The sequence below is a fragment of the Pseudomonas sp. RIT-PI-q genome, assembly GCF_001297125.1.
Lineage (GTDB): Bacteria > Pseudomonadota > Gammaproteobacteria > Pseudomonadales > Pseudomonadaceae > Aquipseudomonas.
Genome location: NZ_LHPC01000012.1, coordinates 10,426 through 35,879 on the forward strand (window position 1 = coordinate 10,426; position 25,454 = coordinate 35,879).

Annotated in this window: 10 protein-coding genes and 1 pseudogene; 7 read left to right on the forward strand and 4 right to left on the reverse strand. The window is 62.3% G+C overall.

Annotation, left to right across the window (positions count from 1 at the left end):
* Positions 1-135 precede the first annotated feature (135 nt).
* Positions 136-13,119 carry a non-ribosomal peptide synthetase gene (locus AEQ67_RS02690; protein ID WP_059402348.1) on the reverse strand — a complete coding sequence of 4,328 codons (12,984 nt, stop codon included), beginning with the start codon at positions 13,117-13,119 and terminating at the stop codon, positions 136-138.
* Positions 13,120-13,498: 379 nt separating this feature from the next.
* Between AEQ67_RS02690 and AEQ67_RS02695 the strand changes: the two genes are divergently transcribed.
* Positions 13,499-14,047: an RNA polymerase factor sigma-70 gene (locus AEQ67_RS02695; RefSeq protein WP_008145913.1), complete on the forward strand. Its 549-nt coding sequence runs from the start codon at positions 13,499-13,501 to the stop codon at positions 14,045-14,047.
* A gap of 126 nt (positions 14,048-14,173) precedes the next feature.
* Here the strand turns inward: AEQ67_RS02695 and AEQ67_RS02700 are convergent, their stop codons facing one another.
* From AEQ67_RS02700 to AEQ67_RS02710, 3 genes are all read right to left on the reverse strand, one after another.
* Entirely contained in the window at positions 14,174-15,187 is a 1,014-nt protein-coding gene (locus tag AEQ67_RS02700; RefSeq protein WP_059402349.1) for a GNAT family N-acetyltransferase, read from the reverse strand.
* A 100-nt stretch (positions 15,188-15,287) separates the two neighbouring features.
* Entirely contained in the window at positions 15,288-16,097 is an 810-nt protein-coding gene (locus tag AEQ67_RS02705; RefSeq protein ID WP_082377766.1) for a substrate-binding periplasmic protein, read from the reverse strand.
* Positions 16,098-16,186: 89 nt separating this feature from the next.
* On the reverse strand, positions 16,187-16,813 hold the full coding sequence (locus AEQ67_RS02710) for a TetR/AcrR family transcriptional regulator (RefSeq protein WP_059402351.1): 627 nt from the start codon (positions 16,811-16,813) through the stop codon (positions 16,187-16,189).
* 278 nt (positions 16,814-17,091) lie between these two features.
* On the opposite strand from AEQ67_RS02710, the gene AEQ67_RS02715 reads away from it, so the two are divergent.
* The 6 genes and pseudogenes from AEQ67_RS02715 (at position 17,092) to AEQ67_RS02740 (ending at position 25,427) form a co-directional block, all read left to right on the forward strand.
* A complete protein-coding gene (locus AEQ67_RS02715; protein WP_161807455.1) occupies positions 17,092-18,882 on the forward strand; it encodes an acyclic terpene utilization AtuA family protein in 1,791 nt (596 codons plus the stop codon).
* A 12-nt stretch (positions 18,883-18,894) separates the two neighbouring features.
* On the forward strand, positions 18,895-19,764 hold the full coding sequence (locus tag AEQ67_RS02720) for an SDR family oxidoreductase (protein WP_059402353.1): 870 nt from the start codon (positions 18,895-18,897) through the stop codon (positions 19,762-19,764).
* A gap of 3 nt (positions 19,765-19,767) precedes the next feature.
* A complete protein-coding gene (gene atuC, locus AEQ67_RS02725; protein ID WP_059402354.1) occupies positions 19,768-21,384 on the forward strand; it encodes a geranyl-CoA carboxylase subunit beta in 1,617 nt (538 codons plus the stop codon).
* Positions 21,385-21,407: 23 nt separating this feature from the next.
* Positions 21,408-22,565, forward strand: coding sequence for a citronellyl-CoA dehydrogenase (gene atuD, locus AEQ67_RS02730; RefSeq protein ID WP_059402355.1), 1,158 nt, complete (start codon positions 21,408-21,410; stop codon positions 22,563-22,565).
* Positions 22,562-23,358 (forward strand): annotated as a pseudogene (locus AEQ67_RS02735) (enoyl-CoA hydratase/isomerase family protein). Before atuD ends, AEQ67_RS02735 begins: the two are co-directional and overlap by 4 nt.
* 107 nt (positions 23,359-23,465) lie before the next feature.
* Positions 23,466-25,427 (forward strand): acetyl/propionyl/methylcrotonyl-CoA carboxylase subunit alpha, encoded by a 1,962-nt coding sequence (locus tag AEQ67_RS02740; protein ID WP_059402356.1) that lies wholly within the window; start codon positions 23,466-23,468, stop codon positions 25,425-25,427.
* Positions 25,428-25,454: the final 27 nt, after the last annotated feature.

A 25,454-nucleotide genomic window follows, 5' to 3' on the forward strand; every position in this document is an offset into this window, starting at 1 on the left:
GTGTTGCGCAGTCAACGCGAGAATTGTACAGACTGTGCCGACGCCTTCGCGGGCAAGCCTCGCTCCTACAGGGTAATGCGCGATTCTGTAGGAGCGAGGCTTGCCCGCGAAGGGGCCAATACAGACGCTAAAGAATCAAAGCCCCTCCAACTCCGCCATCAGGTCATTCAACCGATCCACCTTCTCCTCGGTGATGTCACTCGCCGCCAACCCGTCGATGTACTCGGCCAGCTCCTCCACCGTGCTGCATTCGAACATTGCCCGCAGCGGCACATCCCGTTGCAGGGTTTTCTGCACTCGCGAAGCAATCTGCGTGGCCAACAACGAATGACCGCCCAGTTCAAAGAAATTGTCGCGGATGCCGACCTTCTCAACCTTCAGCACTTCGGCCCAAATATCCGCCAGGGTCTGCTGCAGTTGATTGCGCGGCGCTTGATAGTCCTGGCTCTGCAACTGGCCGATCTCCAGAGCCGGCAAGGCCTTGCGATCGAGTTTGCCGTTGGCGTTCAGCGGCATCTTGTCGAGCCACAGCCAGTGCAGCGGCACCATGTATTCCGGCAATTCGGCACGCAGGCGTTGCTTGATGCGCTCCAGTCGTTCACCCGAATTGAGCGCCGAGTTGGCCGCCACCAGATAACCCACCAGGTGTTTGCCGTTCACGCCGTCCTGCACGCCGACCGCCGCTTCGCGGACTTCCGGTTGTTCGTGCAGACGCGCTTCGATTTCCCCCAGTTCGATGCGGTAGCCGCGAATTTTAACTTGATGGTCGATGCGGCCAACGTACTCCATCACGCCGTCACTGCGACGACGAGCCAGGTCACCGGTGCGATACAGCCGATCCCCCGGCGCACCGAACGGGTTCGGCACAAACACCTGAGCGGTGCGCAACGGATCACTCACATAACCGCGCCCCACCCCGGTGCCGGCGACGCACAATTCGCCCACCGCACCCAACGGCACCAACTCCAGCGCGCCATCGAGCAGGTACAAACGGTTGTTGTCGGTCGGCGTACCGATCGGCAAATAACTGGCGCGCGTCGAGGCCATGTCGACGCGAAAGAACGCCACGTCGTCCGAGCATTCCGCCGGGCCGTAGGCATTCACCAGCCCGATCTCCGGGTAGCGCAATAGCCATTGGTGCGCCAGTTCCGGCGGCATCGCTTCCCCCGTCGGCAGCATCCAGCGCAAGCCATCGAGGCTCATACGTTCCTGGGCGAGCATGCCCTGGATCAACGACGGCACGCTTTCCAGCACGGTGATACCTTGGGACGAAACATGACTCAGCAAACCCTGTGGATCATGAGCAATGGTATTCGGCACGATATCCACCCGAGCGCCAAACAACGGTGCCGCGAGGAACTGCCAGACCGAAATGTCGAAACTTTGCGAGGCGGTCTGGGCGATCACATCCGTGGCGCTCAGGTCCAGGTACGGCACCTTGCTCAACTGGTTATTGAGCATGCCGCGTTGCTCGACCATCACGCCCTTCGGCAACCCGGTTGAGCCCGAGGTGTAGATCACGTAGGCCAGGTTATCCGGGGCGCTGTAGATCCCCGGGTTTTGCACCGACACATTGCTCGCTTGCACGTCTTCCCAGACCAACAGCTTAGGTCGATAGGCACAACCGAATTCATCCAGCAACGCGACGGCCTGCTCACGGCACGCTTCGGTGCAAACCAGTAACGGCGTGCGGCTGAGGGCGATGACCCGGCTCGGGCGCTGGGTCGGCAGGCCGGGATCCAGCGGCAGGTACCCGGCCCCCGCCTTGAAGCTGCCGATGATCATGCCGAGCAAATCGAGGTTACGTTCGGCCAGCAACGCCACCGGTTGATCGAGCCCGACACCGGCCACGATCAACGCATGACCGAGACGGTTGCTGCGCTGGTTCAGCTCGACGTAGCTGTGCAGCCGGGCGAGGCAACTGGCGGCAATCCGCTGCGGATGCTGCGCGACTTGCGCTTCGAACAACTCGACGTAGCTTTTTTCCAATGGGTAGTCGTGTTCGCTCTGGTTGCAGCCATGGATCAGGAAATCCTGCTCCTCGGCGCCCAGCAGCGGCAGATCGGCCATGTCGCCGTGGAAGCCTTCCACCAGCGCCAGCAGCAACCGCTTGAACTCGCCGAGCATGCGTTCGATCGTCGATTCATCAAAGTAACGTTGGTCGTAGGACAGGTGCAGACCCAGGTCATCGCCCGGATAGCAGACCGCCGTCAGCGGGAAGTTGGTGTGGGTGCGGCCCGAATCCGAAGTCGCATTAAGGCTTTGCGCACGGTCCAGCACCGAGACTTCCACCGGGGCGTTTTCGAACACGAACAGGCTGTCGAACAGCGGTTGGCCCTTGGGCAGTTCACTGTTTTCCTGAATGCTCACCAGCGGCAGGTACTCGTACTCGCGCAGTTGCATGTTGCTGTCGAGCAAGCCGCTGAGCCACTGACGAACGCTGCAACGCTGATCGTCTTCGGGCATTTTCACTCGCAGCGCGATGCTGTTGATGAACAGGCCGACCGTGCGCTGCATCTCCGGCATGTCCACCGGACGCCCGGCCACGGTGACGCCGAACAGCACGTCGCGATCACCGCTCAAGCGCCGCAAGACCAGGGCCCACGCCGCTTGGGCGAAGGTGTTGATGGTCAGTTGATGGGCCTGGGCCAGTTCCCGTAGTTGTGCGCCGTCACGGGCATCGAGTCGGGTGTAGCGGTCTCCGACGATCATGCCGCCGCTGTCACCGGCGTGTTCACGCAGGAACGGCCGGTCGCTCGGAATCGGTGTGGTCCGTTCGAAGCCTTGCAGGTTGGTTTTCCACCACTGCCGCGCCTCGTCCAGGCTCTGGCGTTGCAGCCAGCCGATGTAGTCGCGATAACGTGGCGGCACGACCAGTTGCGCTTCGCGGCCTTCGCCCAGCGCAGTGTAGATGTCAAAGAAATCGTTCATCAGCAGCGAACGGCACCAGGCATCGATGAGGATGTGGTGGTTGCTCATCATGAACCAGTAGCGCGCTTCGCCGACCTTGATCAGGCGCAGGTGAAACGGTGCCTGGTTGAGCAAATCGAAACCGGCCTCGCGCTCGTTTTTCAGCAGCGCCTGCAACTTCGGCTCCTGTTCGGCCTCAGCGATGGCGGTCCAGTCGAGGTAGTCGATCGGTGTGCTGCCCGGCTTGTGGATCACTTGCAGCATGTCTTCGCCGACGTTCCAGCAGAACGATGCGCGCAAGGCTTCATGGCGGGCGATCACCGCTTGCCAAGCCTGGGCGAAACGCTGCGGATCGAGTTCGCTGTTGATGCGGTAGCGATCCTGCATGTAGTAGAGGCCGGTGCCCGGTTCCAGCAAGGTGTGCAGCAGCATGCCTTCCTGCATCGGGGTCAGCGGGTAGACGTCTTCGATGAGCGCGGCTGGCACCGGCAACGCGTCGAGTTGCGGCTGCGTCAGTTTCGCCAGCGGGAAGTCCGACGGCGTCAGGCCGCCCGCATCGTCGTTCAGGCAATGCTCGATCAGGCCCTGCAATTCGCCGAGGTAGGCGTCTGCCAGTTCGGCGATAGTTTGCGGGTCGTAGCGTTCGGCGCTGAAGGTCCAGCGCAGCACCAGTTCACCGCCGTAAACCTGACTGTCGACGCTCAGCTCGTTAGGCAGCGGCGCTTTTGGATCGTGTGCGGCACCGACCGGCTCATCCAGCGGACGGAACAACGCGTCACTGCCGAAGCTCTGGTCGAACTGGCCGAGGTAGTTGAAGGTGATCGGCGCCACCGGCAGCGCGGCCATGGACTGCCGGCACACCTCATCGGCCAGGTAACGCAGCACGCCATAACCCAAGCCTTTGTGCGGCACGGCGCGCAGTTGTTCCTTGATCGACTTGATCGACGCGCCCTGCCCGTCCGCTGGCGTCAACCGCAACGGATAAGCGCTGGTGAACCAGCCGACAGTGCGGGTCAGGTCGATCTCGTCGAACAGCGTTTCGCGGCCGTGGCCTTCCAGCTGAATCAGCGCCGATTCGTCACCGCTCCAGCGGCACAGCACGCGGGCCAATGCAGTCAGCAGCAGATCGTTAACCTGGGTGCGATAAGCACTCGGCGCCTGTTGCAGCAATTGACGGGTGCGCTCGCTGTCGAGGCGTACGCTGACGGTTTGTGCATGGCGATTCTGCCGGCCGCCCTCGGGGCGTTCGCACGGCAATTCAATGCCTGGACCGGCCAGTTGCGCCTGCCACCAGCCCAGTTCTTCGCGCAGGGATTCGCTGCCGGCATACGCCTGCAAGCGCGCGGCCCAGTCCTTGAAGGCGCTGGTTTTGGCTGGCAGGTTGACCGTCTGTTGCGCGGTCAATTGGCGATAGGCGGTTTGCAGATCGTCCAGCAGCACGCGCCACGAAACCCCGTCCACCACCAAGTGGTGAATGGCGATGAACAGCCGTTGCTGATCCCTCGGCGCATCGACCAACAGTGCGCGCATGAGCGGGCCCTGTTCAAGGTCGAGGCTGCGCTGGGCATCGGCGAACAGCGCCGCGCATTTATCGATGGAGGGAACGCGCACTTGCCAGAGCACCGCGGCATCGGACACCGCCTGATGCTCGGCCTGCCATTGCCCGGCGGCGTCAGTGAAACGCAGGCGCAAGGCATCGTGCTGCTGGATCACGGCCAGCAGCGCCGCCTCCAGACGATGGGGCTCCAACGTCACGGTCGGTTCCAGCAGCAACGCCTGGTTCCAGTGTTGGCGCTGCGGGATATCGGTGTCGAAGAACCAGTGCTGGATCGGCGTCAGGCGCGATTCGCCCGTGAGCAAACCTTGCTCGGCGGTGACCTGCTCGGTGCGGGTCGCCACGGCGGCGAGGGTCTGCACGGTCTGGTGCTGGAACAGGTCACGCGGGCTGAAGTGGATGCCTTGCTGCCGTGCACGGCTGACCACCTGGATCGACAGGATCGAGTCGCCACCCAGTTCGAAGAAATTGTCGTTGAGGCCGACCTGTTCGACGTTCAGCACGTCGCACCAAATGCCGGCCAGGGTCAGTTCAAGTTCGTTGCTCGGCGCCACGTAGTGCTGACGATTCAGCTCCGGGTCCGGTGCCGGCAACGCGCGGCGGTCGAGTTTGCCGTTGGCGGTCAGTGGCATGCTGGCCAGCAGGATCAGGTGCGTCGGCACCATGTAGTCCGGCAATTGCGATTTGAGGTGATTTTTCAGGGCTTCGCGCAGTGCCGCTTGTTGCGTTTCGTCCTGTTCGGCGACGTCGGTGACCAGATAGCCAACCAATTGTTTGCCGCTCGGTGCGTCGAGCGCCAGCACCACGGCTTCACGCACAGATTGGTGTTCCAGCAGGCGGGTTTCGATCTCGCCCAGTTCGATACGGAAACCGCGAATCTTCACTTGATGGTCGATACGGCCGAGGTATTCCACCAGACCGTCGGCACGCTGGCGCACCAGGTCGCCGGTGCGGTAGATCCGCCCGCCATCGGCGGCGAACGGATCAGCCACAAAACGCTCGGCGGTCATGCCCGGACGCTGGTGATAACCCTGCGCCAGACCGGCGCCACCGATGTACAACTCGCCGGTCGCGCCTTGTGGCACCATCGCCAGATCGCCATCAAGAATGGAAGCCACACGAGCGCCGATCACGCTGCCGATTGGCACGCTGCCCAGGCCTTCTTCCAATTGCTCCGGGGCGAGACTGGCCAGCGGCAGGACCACGGTTTCGGTCGGGCCATAGGCGTTGAAGACCAGGCTCGGCTTGACCGCCGCGCGAATCCGTTGCAGGTGTTCACCCGTCAGGGCTTCACCGCCGGTGATGATCATGCGCACCGGCAGGGTTTCGTTCTGCGTGGCCAGCCATTGCGCCAATTGACTGCCATAGCTTGGGGTGAAGCCGAGGATGTTGATGTTCTGCCGGCGAATCAGGCCGCAGATTTCTTCCGCATCCCATTGGCCTTGCGCACGCAGAACCACTTGCGCGCCGCACAGCAATGGCACCAGCAGACGCTCGGTGGCGGCGTCGAAGTTGATCGAATAGAAATGCAGCTCGCAATCATCCGGGCGCATGCCAAAACGTTCGATCACCGCTTGGCAATGCATGGCGATTTCACCGTGGGAGACCACCACGCCTTTCGGTTTGCCGGTGGAGCCCGAGGTGTAAATCAGGTACGCCTGATGCTGCGGCAGGCTGATAAATGGCAGCTCGGTGGCCGGGTAGTTGGCCAGTTCGGCGGCGTCTTCTTCCAGGCACCAGCGGGCCACGGTCGAAGGCAATTCACCCAGTGCCTTGAACATCGCCGCATCGCTGAGCAGCAAACCGATGCCGCTGTCTTCGATCATGTAATGCAGGCGATCCAGCGGGTATTCCGGGTCCAGCGGCACGTAGGCGCCGCCGGCCTTGAGGATCGCCAGCAGGCCGACGACCATCTCCAGCGAGCGCTCCAACGCCAGGCCGACGCGAACCTGCGGGCCGACACCACGCTCGCGGAGCATCCACGCGAGGCGATTGGCACGGCTGTCGAGTTCGGCGTAACTCAGGGTCTGCCCGGCGAAGGTCAATGCCGGTGCATCCTTGCGCACCAGCGCCTGTTCGCTGAACAGGCGGTGGATGCACTGATCCAGTCGATGCTCGCCCTGTTCAGTGCCAAGGCTGTCGAGCAGGTTTTGCTGCTCGCTCGTTTGCAGCAACGGCAGTTCACTGAGGCGCTGTTGCGGGTCGGCCAGCAGCGCTTCCAGCAGGTTGCGCCAATGCCCGGCCATGCGCGCAATGCGCGGTTCATCGAACAGATCGGTGCTGTAGGTCAGGCAGCAACCCAGGCGATGGTCGAGGTCGGTGACTTCCAGGTTGAGGTCGAACTTGGTCGCCCGGGCATCGTTGGCCAGGTACTCGACCGTCATGCCGGCCAGGGTGCGGCTCTGCTGGAATTCCCAGCGCTGCACGTTGCACATCACCTGGAACAGCGGGTTGTACGCGGCGCTGCGCGGTGGCTGCAAGGCTTCCACCAGATGATCGAACGGCAGGTCCTGATGGGACTGGCCTTCGATCACCGTGTGGCGAACCTGCTCGAACCATTGCCCCACGGACATCTGCCCGTCGAGCTGGCAACGCAACACTTGGGTGTTGAGGAACGCACCGATCAGCCCTTCGCTTTCCGGGCGGATCCGGTTGGCGACGGGTGCGCCGATGCGCAGGTCGGCCTGGCCGCTGTAGCGGTAAAGCAACACGGCCAGCGCGGCGGTCATGGTCATGAACAGGGTCAGACCGTGTTGTGCGTTAAAGGCACGGACCCGCGCGGCGAGGTCGTCGCTGAGGTCGAAACGGAACAGTTCGCCCTGATGACTTTGCACGGGCGGACGCGGACGGTCCCCCGGCAATTCCAGCAGCGGATGTTCGCGGCCCAGTTGCGCGGTCCAGTAGTCGAGTTGGCGCTGACGCTCGCCGGACTCCAGCCACTGCCGCTGCCAGACGCTGTAATCCAGATACTGCACCGGCAACGGCGCCAGCGGCGATTCACGGTCATCGACGAACGCCTCGTAGAGCGCGCTCAGCTCACGGGCGAAGATGTCCATCGCCCAGCCTTCGGTGACGATGTGGTGCAGGGTCAGCACCAGGTAGTGTTCCTGCTCGGCGGTCTTGACCATGCACGCGCGCAGCAGCGGTCCGGTTTCCAGATCGAACGGCGTGTGCGCTTCATCGTCGGCCAGTTGCTGCACCTGCCATTCGCGGCTGGCGGCGTCCAGCGCCGATAAATCCTTCCAGTCCATACGCATCCCGGTGTCCGCATGCCCTTGTTGCCGGGCCACGCCATCGATGCTCGGGAAAGTCGTACGCAGGGTTTCGTGGCGCATGATCAGCGCTTGCAACGCCGCTTCGAAACGCCCGACATCCAGCACCCCGCGCAGCCGCGCCATGCCGCCGACGTTGTAGGCCGGGCTGTCCGGTTCCATCTGCCAGAGGAACCACATGCGCTGTTGCGAATAGGACAACGGCACCGGTTGGCTGCGGTCGACCTTCGCGATCGGCGGCTGCTTATTGGTGTTGCCGCTGACCTGGATCAGCCGAACCTGTTCGGCGAAGGCGCCCAGCTCACTGTTCTCGAACAGCGCGCGCAGCGGCAACTCGACGTCGCAAGCCTGGCGGGTGCGGGAAATGATCTGGGTGGCCAACAGCGAGTGACCGCCGAGGGCGAAGAAATCGTCGCGCAGACCGATCTGCGCAAGACCCAGGACTTCGCGCCAGATGCCGGCGATTTGCTGCTCCAGTGCGCTGACCGGTTCGACGTGTTCGCGGGCCTGCCATTGAGGCTCCGGCAAGGCGCGGCGATCGAGTTTGCCGCTCGGGCTCAAGGGCATTTGGTCGAGGCGCATCAGTTGCGCCGGGACCATGTATTCCGGCAGCTCGGCCGCCAGCGCGGTTTTCAGGCGGGCGGTTTGCGCGTCTTCGCTTTCGCCGGTTTCAGAGGCGGTGTAGTAGCCGATCAACTGGCCACCGGCCGAGGTCTCGCGCACCAGCACCACGGTTTGGGCGACGCCATCCTGCGCCAGCAAACGCGCCTCGATTTCTTCCGGTTCGACACGAAAGCCGCGCAGTTTGACCTGCTGATCGAGACGGCCAAGGTATTCAATCACGCCCTCGGCGGTCCAGCGCGCACGGTCGCCAGTGCGGTACAGACGCGCGCCCTGCTCGCCCAGCGGATCGACGACAAAACGTTCGGCAGTCAGCGATGGACGACCGAGGTAGCCTCGGGCCAGACCGATGCCGCTGATGCACAGTTCACCCGGCACGCCGGCCGGCACGGGATTGAGATCACTGTCGAGCACGCGGCAGACGACGTTGCCCAATGGCCGACCAATCGGCGAGCGCTCGCCATCAGCGACAGAGCAATGCCAATGAGTGACGTTGATCGCGGTTTCGGTCGGGCCATAGCGGTTGTGCAGTTGCACCGCCGGCAGGTGTTCCAGCACGCGATTGCGCAGCTCGGCAGGCAAGGCTTCGCCACCGGAGAACACACGGCGCAGGCTGGTGCATTCGGCGCTCAGCGGTTCGTCGATGAACAACGCCAGCAGCGGCGGCACGAAGTGCAGCGTGGTCACGCCATACTGTTGAACCAGCTGCGCGATGCGATGCGGATCGCGATGTTCACCGGGGCCGGCGATCAGCAAACGGCTACCGGTGATCAGCGGCCAGAAGCACTCCCACACCGACACGTCGAAACTGATCGGCGCCTTTTGCATCAGCACGTCGGTGTCGTTCAGGCGGTAGGTGTTCTGCATCCATTGCAAGCGCTCGGCGAGTGCCGCGTGAGTGTTGCCGACGCCCTTCGGCTGGCCGGTGGAACCGGAGGTGTAAATCACGTAGGCGAGGTTGTCGCCGTGCAAGTGCAGACCCGGCGTGTGGCTCGGCCAGCTCTCCAGATGCAGGGCGTCCATGGCGATCACACTGACGCCGTCGGTGGCGGGCAAGCGCTCGAGCAATTGGGTTTGGGTCAGCAGCAATTCGACGCCGCTGTCGCTGAGCATGTAGGCCAGGCGCTCGGCCGGGTAATCCGGGTCCAGCGGCACGTAGGCGCCACCGGCCTTGATGATTGCCAGCACGCCGATCAGCAATTGCGGCGAACGCTCGGCGGCGATGGCCACGCAGACGTCCGGGCCAACGCCTTTGTCGCGCAGGTAATGGGCCCGGCGGTTGGCCTGGGTGTGCAGCTCGGCGAAGTCCAGGTGGCCACCGTCCCACATCAGCGCGATGCGCTCCGGGGTGAGGCGCGCTTGTTCATTGAGCAATTCCGGCAGCCATTGGCTGGCAGGCGTGCACGGTGTGGCGCTCCAGTTTGATTGCTGATCGAGCTCACTCGGCGTCAGCAGTTGCAGGTCGCCAATGGCGGTTGTGGGTGGCGCGCAAACGGCGCGCAGCAGGTTGCTGAAATGCTCCGCCAGACGCTCGATGGTCGCGGCATCAAACAACTCGCTGGCGTAGTCGAAGGACAGGCTCAGGCGACCGTTGCGGTCTTCTTCACTGTGCAATTGCAAGTCGAACTTGGCTTCGCGGCTGTGCCACGGCAGCTCTTCAGCCAGCAGCCCCGGCAAGCGCCGCAAAGCGCTGAGGTCGCGTTGCTGATGGTTGAACATGACCTGGAACAAGCCTTGTTCGCGAGCTTGCGGGAAGGCTTCAAGCAGTTGCTCGAACGGCAGATCCTGATGCGCTTGTGCACCCAATGCAGTCTGCCGGGTTTGCGCCAGCAACGCCGTGAATGGCTGCCGTGAATCGACGTCGGCGCGCAGCACCTGGGTGTTGATGAAGAAGCCGATCAGCCCTTGGGTTTCCAGGCGCGGACGGTTGGCGTTCGGCACGCCGATGCGGATGTCGCGCTGGCCGCTGTAGCGGTGCAGCAGGCTCTGGAACGCGGCGAGCAGCAGCATGAACGCGGTGGATTCATGGGCCTGGGCAGTCCTACGAATGGCATCGCTCAGGGTCGCGCCGAGTTTTATGGAATGGCGGGCGGCTGTGTGTATGGATTGCGCCGAGCGCGGGTGATCGGTGGCCAGACTCAGGGTCGGATGCTCATCGCCCAACTGCGCTTTCCAGTAAGCCAGTTGCCGCTCGCCCTCCCCTTGCGCCAGCCATTGACGCTGCCAGCTGCCGTAGTCGGCGTACTGCGTGGGTAACGGTGCAAGCGTCGCTGTTTGTCCTTGGGACGCGGCAGCGTACAGGCGTGAAAACTCGTCGATCAACACGTTCAGCGACCAGCCGTCAGCGATGATGTGGTGCAGCGTCACCAGCAGTTGATGGTCCTCGTCATCGAGGCGCACCAACGTCACCCACAGCAGCGGGCCATTCTCCAGGTCGAATTGAGTCCGCGCTTCGTCTTCACGGATTTGCAGCGCGCGCGCTTCACGCTCGGCGACGGGCAGGTCGCTAATGTCGATCAATTGCAGATTGAATTCACCGGCGGCATCGACCTGTTGCAGCGCCACGCCGTCTCGCTCGAAGAACCGCGTGCGCAAGGATTCGTGACGCTCGATCAACTGCTGAAAACTGGCGCGCAAGGCGTCTTCATCCAGTTCACCGCGCAGGCGCAAGGCGCCGGGAATGTTGTAGGCGCTGCTGTGCGGGTCGAGTTGCCAGGTGATCCACAGACGGTTTTGTGCCAGGGATTGCGGCATGGATTCGGCGCGCGACAGCGCGGTGATTGCGCCTTGGGCGAGGCCGCCATCCTGTTGTTGCTGGGCCACGGCAGCAGCGAATGCGCCGAGGGTCGGCGCTTCAAACAGCAGGCGCAGATTGAGCTCCAGGCCGAGTGCTTCGCGCAGACGCGCCACCACTTGGGTGGCGGCGATGGAGTTGCCGCCGAGCCGGAAGAAGTGATCGTCGGCGCTGACCTGTTTGAGGTTCAGTTGTGCGCACCAGATCTGGCCGATCAAGGTTTGCAGCTCAGAGCTTGATTCAGTGCTTGCTTCACTTTCGCTGACCTTCGACGGGAACAGCGCGTAGCTGTCGAGGCTGCCGTCCGCCAGACGATTGCGGCACGCCGAGCGTTGCAATTTGCCGCTGGAGGGTTTCGGCAATGCGCCCGGATTGAGTAGCACCACGACGCTTGGCGCTTGCTGATACGCCTCGGCCACGGCTTGGCGGATGGCTTTGATCAACGCCTCGGGCGGGAGGATTTTCTGCACGCTGCGGCTGATTTCCGCGGCGATGCCGATGCCTTCCTCGCCGTCGATATTCACGGCGAACGAGGCGACGCGACCTTTACGCACCACCTCCACTTCGCGCTCGATGGTCTGTTCGATGTCTTGCGGATAAAGGTTGTGACCGCGAACGATCAACATGTCTTTCAGGCGACCGGTGATGAACAATTCGCCGTCGCGCATAAAGCCCAGGTCGCCGGTGCGCAGCCAGGTTTTTTCGTTGTGTTGCACGAAGGTCTTGGCACTGGCCTCCGGGTTGCGCCAGTAGCCGTGGGCAATGCTCGGCCCGGCAGCCCAGACCTCACCAACCTCGTTGTCAGCCAACTCGTTGAGCGCAATCGGATCGACAATCAGCACCGCGTGATCCGGCTGACTGATGCCGCAACTCATGATCGCCGCGCCCTCGCCCGACTCGGCGCGGTTTTGTGCCAGGGCCAGATCATCCACGCGCAGGTTACCAATCCCTTGGCCACGAGGACTACCAGCGACGAACAGCGTGGCCTCGGCCAAACCGTAGGACGCCATGAAACTGTCCGGCGTGAATCCGCAGCTCGCGAACTTCTCGGCGAAGCGTTCCAGGGTGTCGAGGCGAATCGGTTCGGAACCGGAATACGCCACGCGCCAACCGCTCAGGTCGAGACGCTCCAGCGCCGACTCGCTGACGCGCTCGCTGCACAGTCGATAGGCAAAATCCGGCCCGCCGCTGATGGTGCCGCCGTACTCGCTGATCGCTTCCAGCCAGCGCAACGGGCGGCCGAGGAAGTAGGCAGGCGACATCAGTACACACGGCACGCCACTGAAGATCGGTTGCAACAGACCGCCAATCAGGCCCATGTCGTGGTACAGCGGCAGCCAGCTGACGATCACATCGTCGGGGTTCAGATCGATGCCAAAACCGTGGCGGATCAACAGTTCGTTGGCCACCAGGTTGCCGTGGCTGACTTGCACGCCTTTAGGCAACGCGGTCGAGCCGGAGGTGTATTGCAGGAAAGCGATGTGATCGTCGTGCAGGTCCGGCGCTATCCAGCGTTCGGCAAACGCACTGTCGAGGGTATCGACACACAGCAACGGCGGTGCGCCTTCGATTTGCAGCAACGCATCGCGCAGGCCGGCGCTGGTCAGCAGCAGGCGCGGTTCGGCATCGCTGATGATCGACAGCAAACGCTCTTGATGATGACGACGGGTCGACTCCGGCGGATAGGCCGGCACCGCAATTACACCGGCGTACAGGCAACCAAAAAACGCCGCGACGTAATCCGGACCGCTGGGAAACAGCAGCACCGCGCGGTCGCCCAACGCAGCCTGGGCCTGCAACGCGCCGGCAATGGTTCGCGCCCGCTGATCGAGTTCGCGATAACTGAGCACCACAGCCTGATCCTGGGTTTCGGCGAGAAAACGCAAGGCCACCCGGTCCGGCGTCAGGGCCGCGCGGCGCTGGAGGGCGTGGACCAGATTGCTGGGGAGTTCGAACGCGTCGGTCATGAGGTTTCCTGCCTGATTTCGGCTTGGTAGGAGCGGGCTTGCTCGCGAAAATCCGGAGAACGCCGCGGGGTGTCAGGCGCCCATAGCCATCGTTGACGACCATCGCAAGCGAGCCCGCTCCTACGGGTGATGAGGGTTGTGCTGTGCCATTCACCAATGAGAACGGATGACGTTGGCAAATAATTAGTCGGTGGGACTGATCGCCAACGGGGCCGTGGTGCGGCAGCGTGTCGCAGTTCTCACTCTGCACCGTCGTGGCGCATTAATTCTCTTTCTCAATTGACAATCATTATCATTCAACATAATTTGTCGCTCGATGTGTAGGACGGCACCGGCCTTCCGGGCGTCCCACTAACCTATTTGCAGCAGGGTGATTTCCATGACGGAACAAGTGTCCACAAGCAGGTGCGATTCACCGCTACTTCAGGCATTCGTCGACAATCGACTGATTCTGGTCAAGATTGCAGCCCGCATTACCGGCTGCCGCTCGCGTGCCGAAGATGTGGTGCAGGATGCATTCTTCCGGTTGCAATCGGCGCCGCAGATCACCTCCTCGTTCAAGGCTCAACTCAGCTACCTGTTCCAGATCGTGCGCAACCTGGCGATCGATCACTACCGCAAACAGGCGCTGGAGCAGAAGTATTCGGGGCCTGAAGAGGAGGGCCTGAACGTGGTGATCCAAGGGGCCTCGCCGGAGACTTCGCACATCAACTTCTCGACCCTGGAACACATTGCCGACGCGCTGACCGAGCTGCCCAGCCGCACCCGTTACGCCTTCGAGATGTACCGCCTGCACGGCGTGCCGCAAAAAGACATCGCCAAGGAACTCGGCGTCTCGCCGACCCTGGTGAACTTCATGATCCGCGATGCGCTGGTGCACTGCCGCAAGGTGTCGGGCAGTCGTGTGGATACGTTTGCCCGTCGTTGAAAGCTGAAATCTGCGTCGCCCCCATCGCGGGCAAGCCCGCTCCCACAGGTTCAGCGCTAACCTTGTAGGAGCGGGCTTGCCCGCGAAGACGGACTCAAGACCGCAACGGATCTTGAGCCTCAAGCATCACGCCAACAAACACCGATCAAAAAACCGCTCCCGCCCCAGCGCCATCAACGCCGCGCGCTTGTGCGGGAAGTCGAACGCTTTCTCGCAGTAAAAACCCTGGTTCTGCATATGCCCGATCATCTTCGCGTTATCCGCGCGAGGCTCGGCGACCACTCGCTGGGTGCGCGGATCATCGAGAAACAGGTAATGCACCAACGCCGATAACCAGCTCGCCACCTTATGCGGACCGCGGTGATTTTCTTCGCCCACCAACATGTGGATGCCACGGTCGTAATCGCCGGCATCGTAGAACGGCGCGATGCGATCTTCCTTGGCCCAGTACGCTTCGAAGTAGGCGAAGGGTTGATCATCAAAACACCCGATCAACGTCAGCGTGTGCGGGTCGGCTTCGAGTTTGCCCAGGTACTCGCGATGCTGTTCGAGACTGCCCTCCTCCTGCCAGAAACTCGCCACCCGCGGGCTGTTCTGCCAACGATTGAAACGCGCAAGGTCATGCTCGATGTCTACCGTGCGCAGGGAAATCCACGCACCGAGCCGCGCATCGAAACGCCGGTACACTTCACCGCGCGGTTTCATCGGGCGCAGCGGATGACGCTTGCCACCACTGAGGACCATTTGCTGCGGATAATTCGATGTCAGCGACGTGCCCAGCCAAGGTTGAGGCAACTGCCAGAATAACGTGCGCTCGCAGCGATACTGGCCGACGACTTCGGTCGAGATCAGCAACCCGCTAAGCAACGCTGCAGTGGGAGCTTCATCGAGGTGCCAGGTCAGGTGTTGACGGGCCGGGTCGCTGGCCAACAGCCAATAACACGCCGCCCAAAATGCCTGACCGTCAGGACGGCCAAAGCGCTCTTCGACCTGCACATGCAACTCGGGCTCGCGCGTCAGGCGCAACTGGATCAGAGGTTGCCCTTCCAGGCTGAGGCTCAGTCGGTTTTCGGTTTCATCAGCTACAAGACTGTTGCCTGTCGGCAAGGCCAGGGCAGTCAGGTGATTCAGATTGGGCATCGGTCGGGCTCACGGTAATCGTCGACAGTTCAACGATGTGACGTGAGCCGGTGCGGGAAATTTAAGAGAAGTCGGCCACTACGCGACCTGCGGCGCGATGTCAGTTGTTCGGGACGGGCACGATCGCGATCTTGTAGGGATCGAAAATCTTCAGCATCTGGCCATTGTCGCGCAACCCTTGCAGCAACTTGCCCAGCGCCTCGCCACTGATCGGTGCGGCCGGGCGGAGAATGGCGTAGTGGTGATAAACCTGATCGATACGCTCGGACACCAGCAACTGATCAGCGACTTTCCCGTTGCGCAGCAGATAATCGCTCAGGTAGGAGCGCGTCACTAATGCAACATCTGCACGCCCACGCAGCACCATCAGCAGGTTACTGTCATGGGAATAGGTCAGTGTGGCGTTGTAGTTCTGCGCGAGGAATTTTGGATCGGCATTGAAGTTGGCGAATTCGTAGTGATAACCGCTGAACAGTGCCAGGCGCTTGCCGGCGAGATTGGCAAAATAGCTCTGCTGACGTACCGGTTGGCCGTCGGGCTGGCGTTGCGCGACAAAAATCTCGGCGTCTTCCAGGCCCATGTCGACGCTGGTGTGCGGGATGTTTTTCCAGCCCCAGTCGGGGTTCTCGAAAATCGCCATATCGACCCGCGCCTGCTTGAAGTCACCGAAGCGTCGGGGAATGGAAGTCGGCACCAACACAAACTGATAGTCGCTTTGCAAGGCATTGAGCGCCTCGACCAATTGCGGCAGCAGGCCGGTGTCGGCACCGGTTTCCGGGCGCACGGTATACGGTGGAAAATGTGCGGCACCGATCCGCACCTGTTGTGCAGCCTGGGATGACACTGCGCATAACGCTGCAAGCGACACCAGCAAAAGCCGCGAGGCCGTCCGAATTGGCGAAGACTTCAAAACAACCCACTCCCCAAGAAAATACGCATCAATGCATTCAAGCTAGGCGGTTTCACCCACTTAGCCAGTTTCCTGCTGGCGAATACACACTATTGTTTCTCTTCCAACACCAGAATCAATGCTTCCTCAGCCAATTGATCGAGGCTCATGCTGCCGCCAGCGCGAAACCAGGTGGTGGTCCATGACAGTGCACCTGTGAGAAAACGGCGGGTGATGAACACATCCCCGCGGATAAAACCGGCGTCCTTGGCCTCGCCCAGCACTTGCAACCAGAGGTCTTCATAAATGTCGCGCAGTGCCAACACTTGCGCCTGCCCGTCTTCGGAGAGTGACCGCCATTCATACACCAAGACCGCCATGGCCTCGCCGCTGCCGCCCATGATCGACTGCAATTCGCAGCGGATCAGCGCCAACACGCGCTCGCGAACGTCGCCAGACTCCGCCAGGGCTGCGCGCATCAGCGCAGTGTTATAGCGAACGGTTTCCTCCATCACCGCACGCAGGATCTCGTCCTTGCTTTTGAAGTGATGAAAAATGCTGCCCGACTGGATGCCCACGGCCCCCGCCAGATCGCGCACGGTGGTGCGCTCATAACCTTTGTTGCGGAACAGGTGAGCCGCCACTTGCAGCAGTTTGCCGCGGGCGCTGTCCGGGTCGGTCAATTGGCCGTTGTCGACCAATTCGCGCATGACCCTCAGGGCTTTTTGCTCGTCCACCCGTTCTCTCCTACAGTCGATCAATCAAATGCGCCGCTTATGTAGGAGCTCGCTCGCGAAGGACGTGAGGAAGCCGCGTTGACTCAGGAGCACGCGTCATCGTTAACGTCTTTCGCGAGCAAGCTCGCTCCTACAATTTCGTGGGTAGCGCGGGCAATTTAAGCTGGCCGGAGCGACCAAGCAAGCGCTCGGGAAGAAGATAGTTTAGCCGTTTACAAACCAAGCGCTTGCTTGGTAGTCTCGATGCACTTCTGTCGGAGGTGGCTATGGAAAGGGCTGTGCCTGAAACAATTCGCATCGGATGCGCCAGCGCCTTCTGGGGCGACACCTCGACCGCCGCTGCGCAACTGGTGGAAGGTGGTCGTCTGGACTATCTGGTCTTTGATTATCTGGCTGAAATCACCATGTCGATCATGGCCGGCGCCCGCATGAAAGATCCCCAGGCCGGTTACGCCAGCGACTTCATCGAAGTCCTCAGCCCCCTGCTCACGCGCATTGCCGAGCAAAAAATCCGTGTTATCAGTAACGCCGGCGGGGTCAACCCACAGGCCTGCGCCGCCGTGTTGCAAGCGGCTTGCGACAAGGCGGGTGTGGCGCTGAAGATCGCCGTGTTGCGGGGCGATGACCTGCAACCGCAGTTCAAACACCTGAACAGCCTTGGTCTGCATGAAATGTTCAGTGGCACCCCGCTGCCGCCGATGTGCGTCTCGACCAACGCCTACCTCGGCGCGCCGGGCATCGTCGAGGCGCTGCGCTTGGGTGCCGATATTGTGATCACCGGGCGCGTGGTCGACAGCGCGGTGGTCAGCGCCGCACTGGTGCATGAATTCGGCTGGTCGTGGCACGACTACGACAAACTCGCCCAAGCCGCACTGGCCGGCCACATCATCGAATGCGGCGCCCAGTGCACCGGGGGCAATTTCACCGATTGGCGCGATGTGCCCGACTACGAACACATCGGCTTCCCCATCGTCGAGGTCAGCGCCGACAGCCAGTTCATCGTCAGCAAACCCGAAGGCTCGGGCGGGCTGGTCACGCCGCTGACGGTGGGCGAGCAGATGCTCTATGAAATCGGCAATCCGCAAGCGTATCTGCTGCCCGATGTGGTCTGCGATTTCAGTCAGGTCAAACTGGTGCAACAAGGCAAAAACGCGGTCCAGGTGCATGGCGCCAAAGGCTTGCCGCCGACCGATCACTACAAGGTCAGTGCGACCTACCCGGACGGTTTCCGTTGCACCGCCAGTTGCCTGATCGCGGGCATCGATGCGGTCGACAAGGCCCGGCGCGTCAGCGAAGCGATCATCAACAAGACCGCTGAGATTTTCAGCCAGCGCGGCTGGGCGCCCTACAGCGAAGTCAACATCGAACTGCTGGGCAGCGAGGCCACTTACGGCCCCCACGGCCAGCGCCGCGACAGCCGCGAAGTGGTGATCAAACTCGCCGTGCGCCATCCGAGCAAACAGGCATTGATCGTGTTCTCCCGGGAAATCGCCCAGGCCGCCACCGGCATGGCGCCGGGGCTGACCGGGATAGTCGGCGGACGGCCGACGGTGTATCCGCTGATCCGGCTGTTCTCGTTCCTCATCGACAAAAACGCCTGCACGCTGGACATTGAACTCAAGGGCCAGCGCCACCCGTGCGCCCTGCCCGCCGTCGATGTGCTCGACAGCGCCGACTTGCCAATACCGTTCGAGCCACCCAAACCCGGCGGCCTGGCCGACGCCAGCGTGGCCCTGGTCAAACTCGCGGTGGCGCGCTCCGGCGACAAGGGCAACCACAGCAATATCGGGGTCATGGCCCGCGAGCCCGAGTACCTGCCATGGATCGCTGAGGCGTTGACTCCGGAGGTGATCGTCGACTGGATGAGCCATGTCCTCGACCCGGTCCATGGACGTGTCGAGCGCTGGTTTCTGCCGGGCACCCACAGCCTTAATTTTCTGCTGGAAAACGCCCTCGGAGGCGGTGGTGTGGCCAGCCTGCGGATCGATCCACAAGGAAAAGCCTTCGCCCAACAACTGCTGGAAATCCAGATTCCGGTGCCCCAGAGCATCGCCGACCAAGTCAACTAGAGGACTGTCGCCGTGGCCTACGATTCGATTTTCAAAGCCGACTTGTTTGCAGGTTTTACCGTCATTGTCACCGGTGGCGGCAGCGGCATCGGTCGTTGCACCGCCCATGAACTCGCGGCCCTCGGCGCTCATGTGCTGCTGCTCGGGCGCAAGGTCGACAAGCTGAAAAGCGTCGCCGCCGAGATTGTCGAAGATGGCGGCAAGGCTGACTGGATGGTCTGCGATATCCGTGAGGAAGAAGCGGTCAAGCATGTGGTCAGCGAGTTGATTCGCAAGCACGGGCCCATACACGGTCTGGTCAACAATGCCGGCGGGCAGTACCCGTCACCGCTGGCGTCGATCAATCAAAAGGGTTTCGAAACGGTGTTGCGCACCAACCTGATGGGCGGCTTCCTGATGGCCCGGGAAGTATTCAACCAGTCCATGAGCAAGCACGGCGGCGCCATCGTCAACATGCTCGCCGACATGTGGGGCGGCATGCCCGGCATGGGCCATTCGGGTGCGGCACGCTCAGGCATGGACAACCTCACCAAGACTGCCGCGTTCGAATGGGGTTATGCCGGGGTGCGGGTCAATGCCGTGGCGCCGGGCTGGATCGCGTCGAGCGGTATGGACACCTATGAAGGCGCGTTCAAAGCGGTGATTCCAACCTTGCGCGAACACGTGCCGCTCAAGCGCATCGGCACCGAATCGGAAGTCAGCGCGGCGATCGTGTTCCTGCTCAGTCCGGCAGCGGCGTTTGTCAGCGGCAGTACCCTGCGCATCGACGGTGCCGCGAGCCTCGGCGGGCGCGCCTGGCCGATCCACAAGGCGCAGATCAGCGAGTCATACAACGGCTTCCACCGCGCCTACCTTCCGGATGTGCTCAAGGACAAGGAATAAGCCATGCCGGTGATCCCGTCGCAAGTGGACCCCTTCAGCGAACAGTTCGCGCGCAATCGCGAGGCGGTGCTGGTGGGGATCGAGCAGGTCCGCCAGCTTGAGCAAAACCTGCTGGATAAAGCGGCCGAAGCCAAAGCCAAATTCGACAAGCGCGGGCAACTGTTGCCCCGTGAACGCCTCAATCTGCTGCTGGACCCCGGCGCGCCGTTCCTCGAACTGGCCAGCCTGGCCGGTTACAAGCTGCACGACGACAAAGACGGCAGCTCGGCGGGTGGCGGGCTGATCGCCGGGATCGGTTATGTGTCCGGCGTTCGGGTGCTGGTGGTGGCGAACAACAGCGCCATCAAGGGCGGGACCATTTCCCCCAGCGGCCTGAAAAAATCCCTGCGCCTGCAACAGATCGCCATGGAGAACAAACTGCCGGTGATCACCCTCGCCGAAAGCGGCGGCGCCAACCTCAATTACGCCGCGGAGATCTTCGTCGAAGGCGCGCGCAGCTTTGCCAATCAGGCGCGGATGTCGGCTATGGGTTTGCCGCAGATCACCGTGGTCCACGGCTCGGCCACGGCGGGCGGCGCTTATCAGCCGGGGTTGTCGGATTACGTGGTGGTGGTGCGCGGCAAGGCCAAACTGTTTCTGGCCGGCCCGCCGCTGCTCAAGGCGGCCACTGGCGAAGTCGCCACCGACGAAGAACTCGGCGGCGCCGAGATGCACGCGCAAACCGCCGGCACCGCCGAATACCTGGCCGAAAACGATGCCGACGGCGTGCGCCTGGTGCGCGAGATTGTCAGCCTGCTGCGGTGGAACGATCAGCTGCAATGGTTACCCGAACGCCCATTCGAAGAACCGCTCTACCCCATCGACGAACTGCTGGGCCTGATCCCGGATGACCCGAAAAAGCCCTACGACGTGCGCGAGATCATCGCCCGGATCGCCGACGCGTCGAACTTCCTCGAATTCAAAAGTGAGTTCGATCAGCAGACCGTCTGCGGCCATTTGCAGATTCAGGGCCGTGCCTGCGGGTTCATCGGCAACAACGGCCCGATCACGCCCAAGGGTGCGAGCAAGGCGGCGCAGTTCATCCAACTGTGCGACCAGAGCCAGACGCCGCTGCTGTTTTTCCACAACACCACCGGGTTCATGGTCGGCACCGAGTCGGAGCAGCAAGGCGTGATCAAGCACGGCGCGAAGATGATTCAGGCGGTGGCCAATGCTCGGGTGGCTAAATTGACCATCGTTGTCGGCGGTTCCTACGGCGCCGGCAATTACGCCATGTGCGGGCGTGGCCTCGACCCGCGCTTCATCTTCGCCTGGCCCAATAGCCGCACCGCCGTCATGGGTGGCGCCCAGGCCGGCAAGGTGCTGCGAATTGTCACCGAGGCCAAACAGGCCAAGGACGGCCTGGTGCCCGACCCGAAAATGCTCGACATGCTGGAACAGGTCACCGCGCAAAAACTCGACAGCCAGTCCACTGCGCTGTATGGCAGCGCCAATCTGTGGGATGACGGGCTGATTGATCCGAGGGATACCCGAACCCTGCTCGGCTACTTGCTGGATATCTGTCACGAGGCCGAGGTGCGGCCGCTGCAAGCCAACAGTTTTGGTGTAGCCCGCTTCTAAGGGCGCTCAGGAGAACAATAAAAATGATCTTCACCCAGGAACACGAAGCACTGCGTCGCACCGTCCGCCAGTTCGTCGAGCACGAGATCAATCCGCACGTCGAGGAATGGGAAAAGGCCGGACGCTTTCCCATCCACGAGATCTTCCGCAAGGCCGGCGATCTAGGCCTGCTGGGGATTTCCAAACCGGAAAAGTTCGGTGGCATGGGGCTTGATTACAGCTACTCGATCGTCGCTGCCGAAGAGTTCGGCACCATTCATTGCGGCGGCATTCCGATGTCCATCGGTGTGCAGACCGACATGTGCACCCCGGCCCTCGCCCGCTTCGGCTCCGATGAATTGCGCGAAGAATTCCTCCGTCCGGCAATCACGGGTGAACAGGTCGGTTGCATTGGGGTGTCCGAAGTCGGCGCCGGCTCCGATGTGGCGGGTTTGAAAACCACCGCGCGCAAGGACGGCGACGACTACGTGATCAACGGCAGCAAGATGTGGATCACCAACTCGCCGAGCGCCGATTTCATCTGCCTGCTGGCCAACACCTCGGACGACAAACCGCACGTCAACAAGTCGCTGATCATGGTGCCGATGAACACACCTGGCATCAGCCTCAGTTCGCACCTGGACAAGCTCGGCATGCGCAGTTCGGAAACCGCCCAGGTGTTTTTCGACAACGTGCGCGTGCCGCAGCGTAACCGCATCGGCCATGAAGGCGCGGGGTTCATGATGCAAATGCTGCAGTTCCAGGAGGAACGCCTGTTCGGCGCGGCGAACATGATCAAAGGGCTGGAGTACTGCGTCGATAGCACCATCGAGTATTGCAAGGAGCGCAAAACCTTCGGCAACGCGCTGATCGACAACCAGGTCATTCACTTCCGCCTGGCCGAACTGCAAACCGAAATCGAATGCCTGCGGGCGCTGGTCTATCAGGCCACCGAGCAGTACATCAAAGGCCAGGACGTCACGCGCCTGGCCTCCATGGCCAAACTCAAGGCCGGGCGCCTGGGCCGCGAAGTCAGCGACAGCTGCCTGCAATACTGGGGCGGCATGGGCTTCATGTGGGACAACCCGGTGGCCCGGGCTTATCGCGATGTGCGGCTGGTGTCGATCGGCGGTGGCGCCGACGAAATCATGCTGGGGATCATCTGCAAGCTCATGGGCATCCTGCCGGGGAAAAAGAAATGACGACCCTGCCGGTTTGCCAGACCTTGCTGCTGGAACCGCATAACGGTGTCCTGCACATCACCCTCAACCGCCCGGAAAGCCGTAACGCCATGAGCTTGCAGATGGTCGCCGAACTGCGCGCGGTGCTGGCGGCAGTGCGCGATGACCGAGGGATTCGTGCGTTGGTGATCGGTGGTGCCGGCGGGCCTGTCAGCGCGGGGGCGACATCAAGGACATGGCCAGTGCCCGCGGGCAAGGGGCGACGGCCTACCGTGACTTGAACCGCGCCTTCGGTGCCTTGCTACAAGAGGTGCAACACGCGCCTCAAGTGGGGATCACGGGGCTGCAAGGCGCGGTGCTGGGCGGTGGGTTCGGCCTGGCCTGCGTCAGTGACGTTGCGCTGGCCGATCATCAGGCTCAATTCGGTTTGCCGGAAACCAGCCTCGGCCTGCTGCCGGCGCAAATTGCGCCGTTCGTGGTCCAGCGTATCGGTTTGACCCAGGCCCGCCGTCTGGCCCTGACCGCCGCACGTTTCGACGGCACGCAGGCGCGGCGGATGGGGCGGGGGCATTTTGTCGAACATGATGCGCAAGCCTTGGCCGAACGCCTCGATGAGGTGCTGGCCCATGTGTTGTGCTGCGCACCGGGGGCGAACGCGGCGACTAAAAAATTGTTGCTGGCCAGTGCCGGGCAGCCGTCGGATGAGCTGCTGGATCAAGCGGCCGAATGGTTCAGTGAGGCGGTGACCGGGGTTGAGGGTGTCGAAGGCACGATGGCGTTTGTGCAGAAGCGTAAACCGGGGTGGGCGCCTTGAGAGCTTCGCGGGCAAGCCTCGCTCCTACAGGTTCACGAAGCCCTGTAGGAGCGAGGCTTGCCCGCGAAGAGGCCATCACCTTCACCGCACAACTTGAGAGAAGCCCCATGCCCGGACTCAGCAAAATCCTCATCGCCAACCGTGGTGAAATCGCCTGCCGCATCCAGCGCACGGCCCAGGCCCTGGGCTATCGCACCGTCGCAGTCTTCAGCGATGCCGACGCCGATGCGCTGCACGTACGCATGGCCGACGAAGCCGTGAACATCGGCCCGGCCCCAGTGCAGCAGTCCTACCTGAATATCCCGGCCATCATCGACGCTGCCCGTCGCACCGGTGCCGACGCGATCCACCCCGGCTATGGCTTTCTCTCGGAAAACGCCGGATTCGCCCTCGCCTGCCAGCACGCCGGCATCACCTTCATCGGCCCCAGCCCCGACGCCATCGAACTGATGGGCAGCAAACGCCTGTCGAAAATGGCCATGATCGCCGCCGGTGTACCGTGCATCAAAGGCTATCAAGGCGCCGAACAGGACGACGCAACCCTGAGCCGCGAAGCCGAGCGCATCGGCTACCCGCTAATGATCAAGGCCAGCGCCGGCGGTGGCGGGCGCGGCATGCGCCTGGTGCATGAGGCCAGTGATTTGCTGGCGCAGCTTCGCACCGCACGCTCCGAAGCGCTGCATGGGTTTGGCAGTGACGAACTGATCCTCGAACAAGCGCTGATCGATCCCCGTCACGTCGAGGTCCAACTGTTCGGCGACCAGCAGGGCAACCTGATTTACCTCGGCGAGCGCGACTGTTCCATCCAGCGCCGTCACCAGAAAGTCATCGAAGAAGCCCCCTGCCCGGTGATGACCGCTCAATTGCGCCAAGCCATGGGCGAAGCGGCGCTCAAGGTGGGTCGCGCGGTGAATTACGTTGGCGCGGGCACCGTGGAATTTCTGTTGGATGCGCGCGGGCAGTTTTACTTTCTGGAGATGAACACCCGACTGCAAGTGGAACACCCGGTGACCGAGCTGATCACCGGGCTGGATTTGGTGGCCTGGCAGCTGAGCATCGCCGAAGGGCTGCCGCTGCCCTTGCAACAGGAGCAGGTGCAGCTCAACGGCCACGCCATCGAAGTGCGCTTGTATGCCGAGGATCCGGCGCAGGGTTTTCTGCCGCAGACCGGACTCATCGCCGCCTGGGAACCCGCGTTGCAGGGCGGCGTGCGAATCGACCATGGCCTGATCGAAGGCCAGAACGTCAGCCCTTTTTACGACCCGATGCTGGGCAAGATCATCGCCCACGGCGCCACCCGCGAAGAAGCCCGGCGCAAGTTGCTGCGAGCGGTACAAGACAGCGTGCTGCTCGGCGTTCAGAGCAATCAGCGCTTGCTCGCCAGCCTCCTGGAACACCCGCAGTTCATCAGCGGCGAGTTCAGCACCGGGTTTATCCCGACCTGTTTCGCCGACCACCCTTGCCTGCACGCCCATGATCCGAACGCCGAACAGCTGGCCATCGCCGCAGCACTGTTCTATCAGGCCTCGGCGCAAGCCCATCGCGCGCCTCTGGCCGGTTGGCGCAACAACGCCAGCGTGCCACTGCACTATCGCATCGGCCTGGAGGACCAGGATTGGCCGGTGGCACTGAATGCCGTGCCTGGCGAACCGTATCGGATTCAAGTCGCCGCCCGGCTCCTTGAACTGAAGGTTATGCAGTGCGATGGACACTGGGCCACCCTGGAAATCGATGGCATCCGGCAACGCCACGCCTATCGTCTCGATGCCGGACAACTCTGGCTATTCACCCGCCCCGGCAATCTGCGGCTGGTGGATCGAACGCATGCCACCGTCATGGGTCAGGCCAGCATCAGCTCCGGCACCCTCAAGGCACCGATGGACGGCGCGATCGTCGACGTACTGGTCAGTGAGGGCAGCAGCGTCAGCAAAGGTCAACTGTTGGTGGTGCTGGAGGCCATGAAAATGGAGCATCCGCTCAAATCGGGCATCGACGGCGTGCTCAAACGCCTGCAAGTCAGGGTCGGCGACCAGGTGAAAAATCGGCAGATTTTGCTCGAGGTCGAATAAGCCGCTAGGCGGATCCGCCGGGTTTGG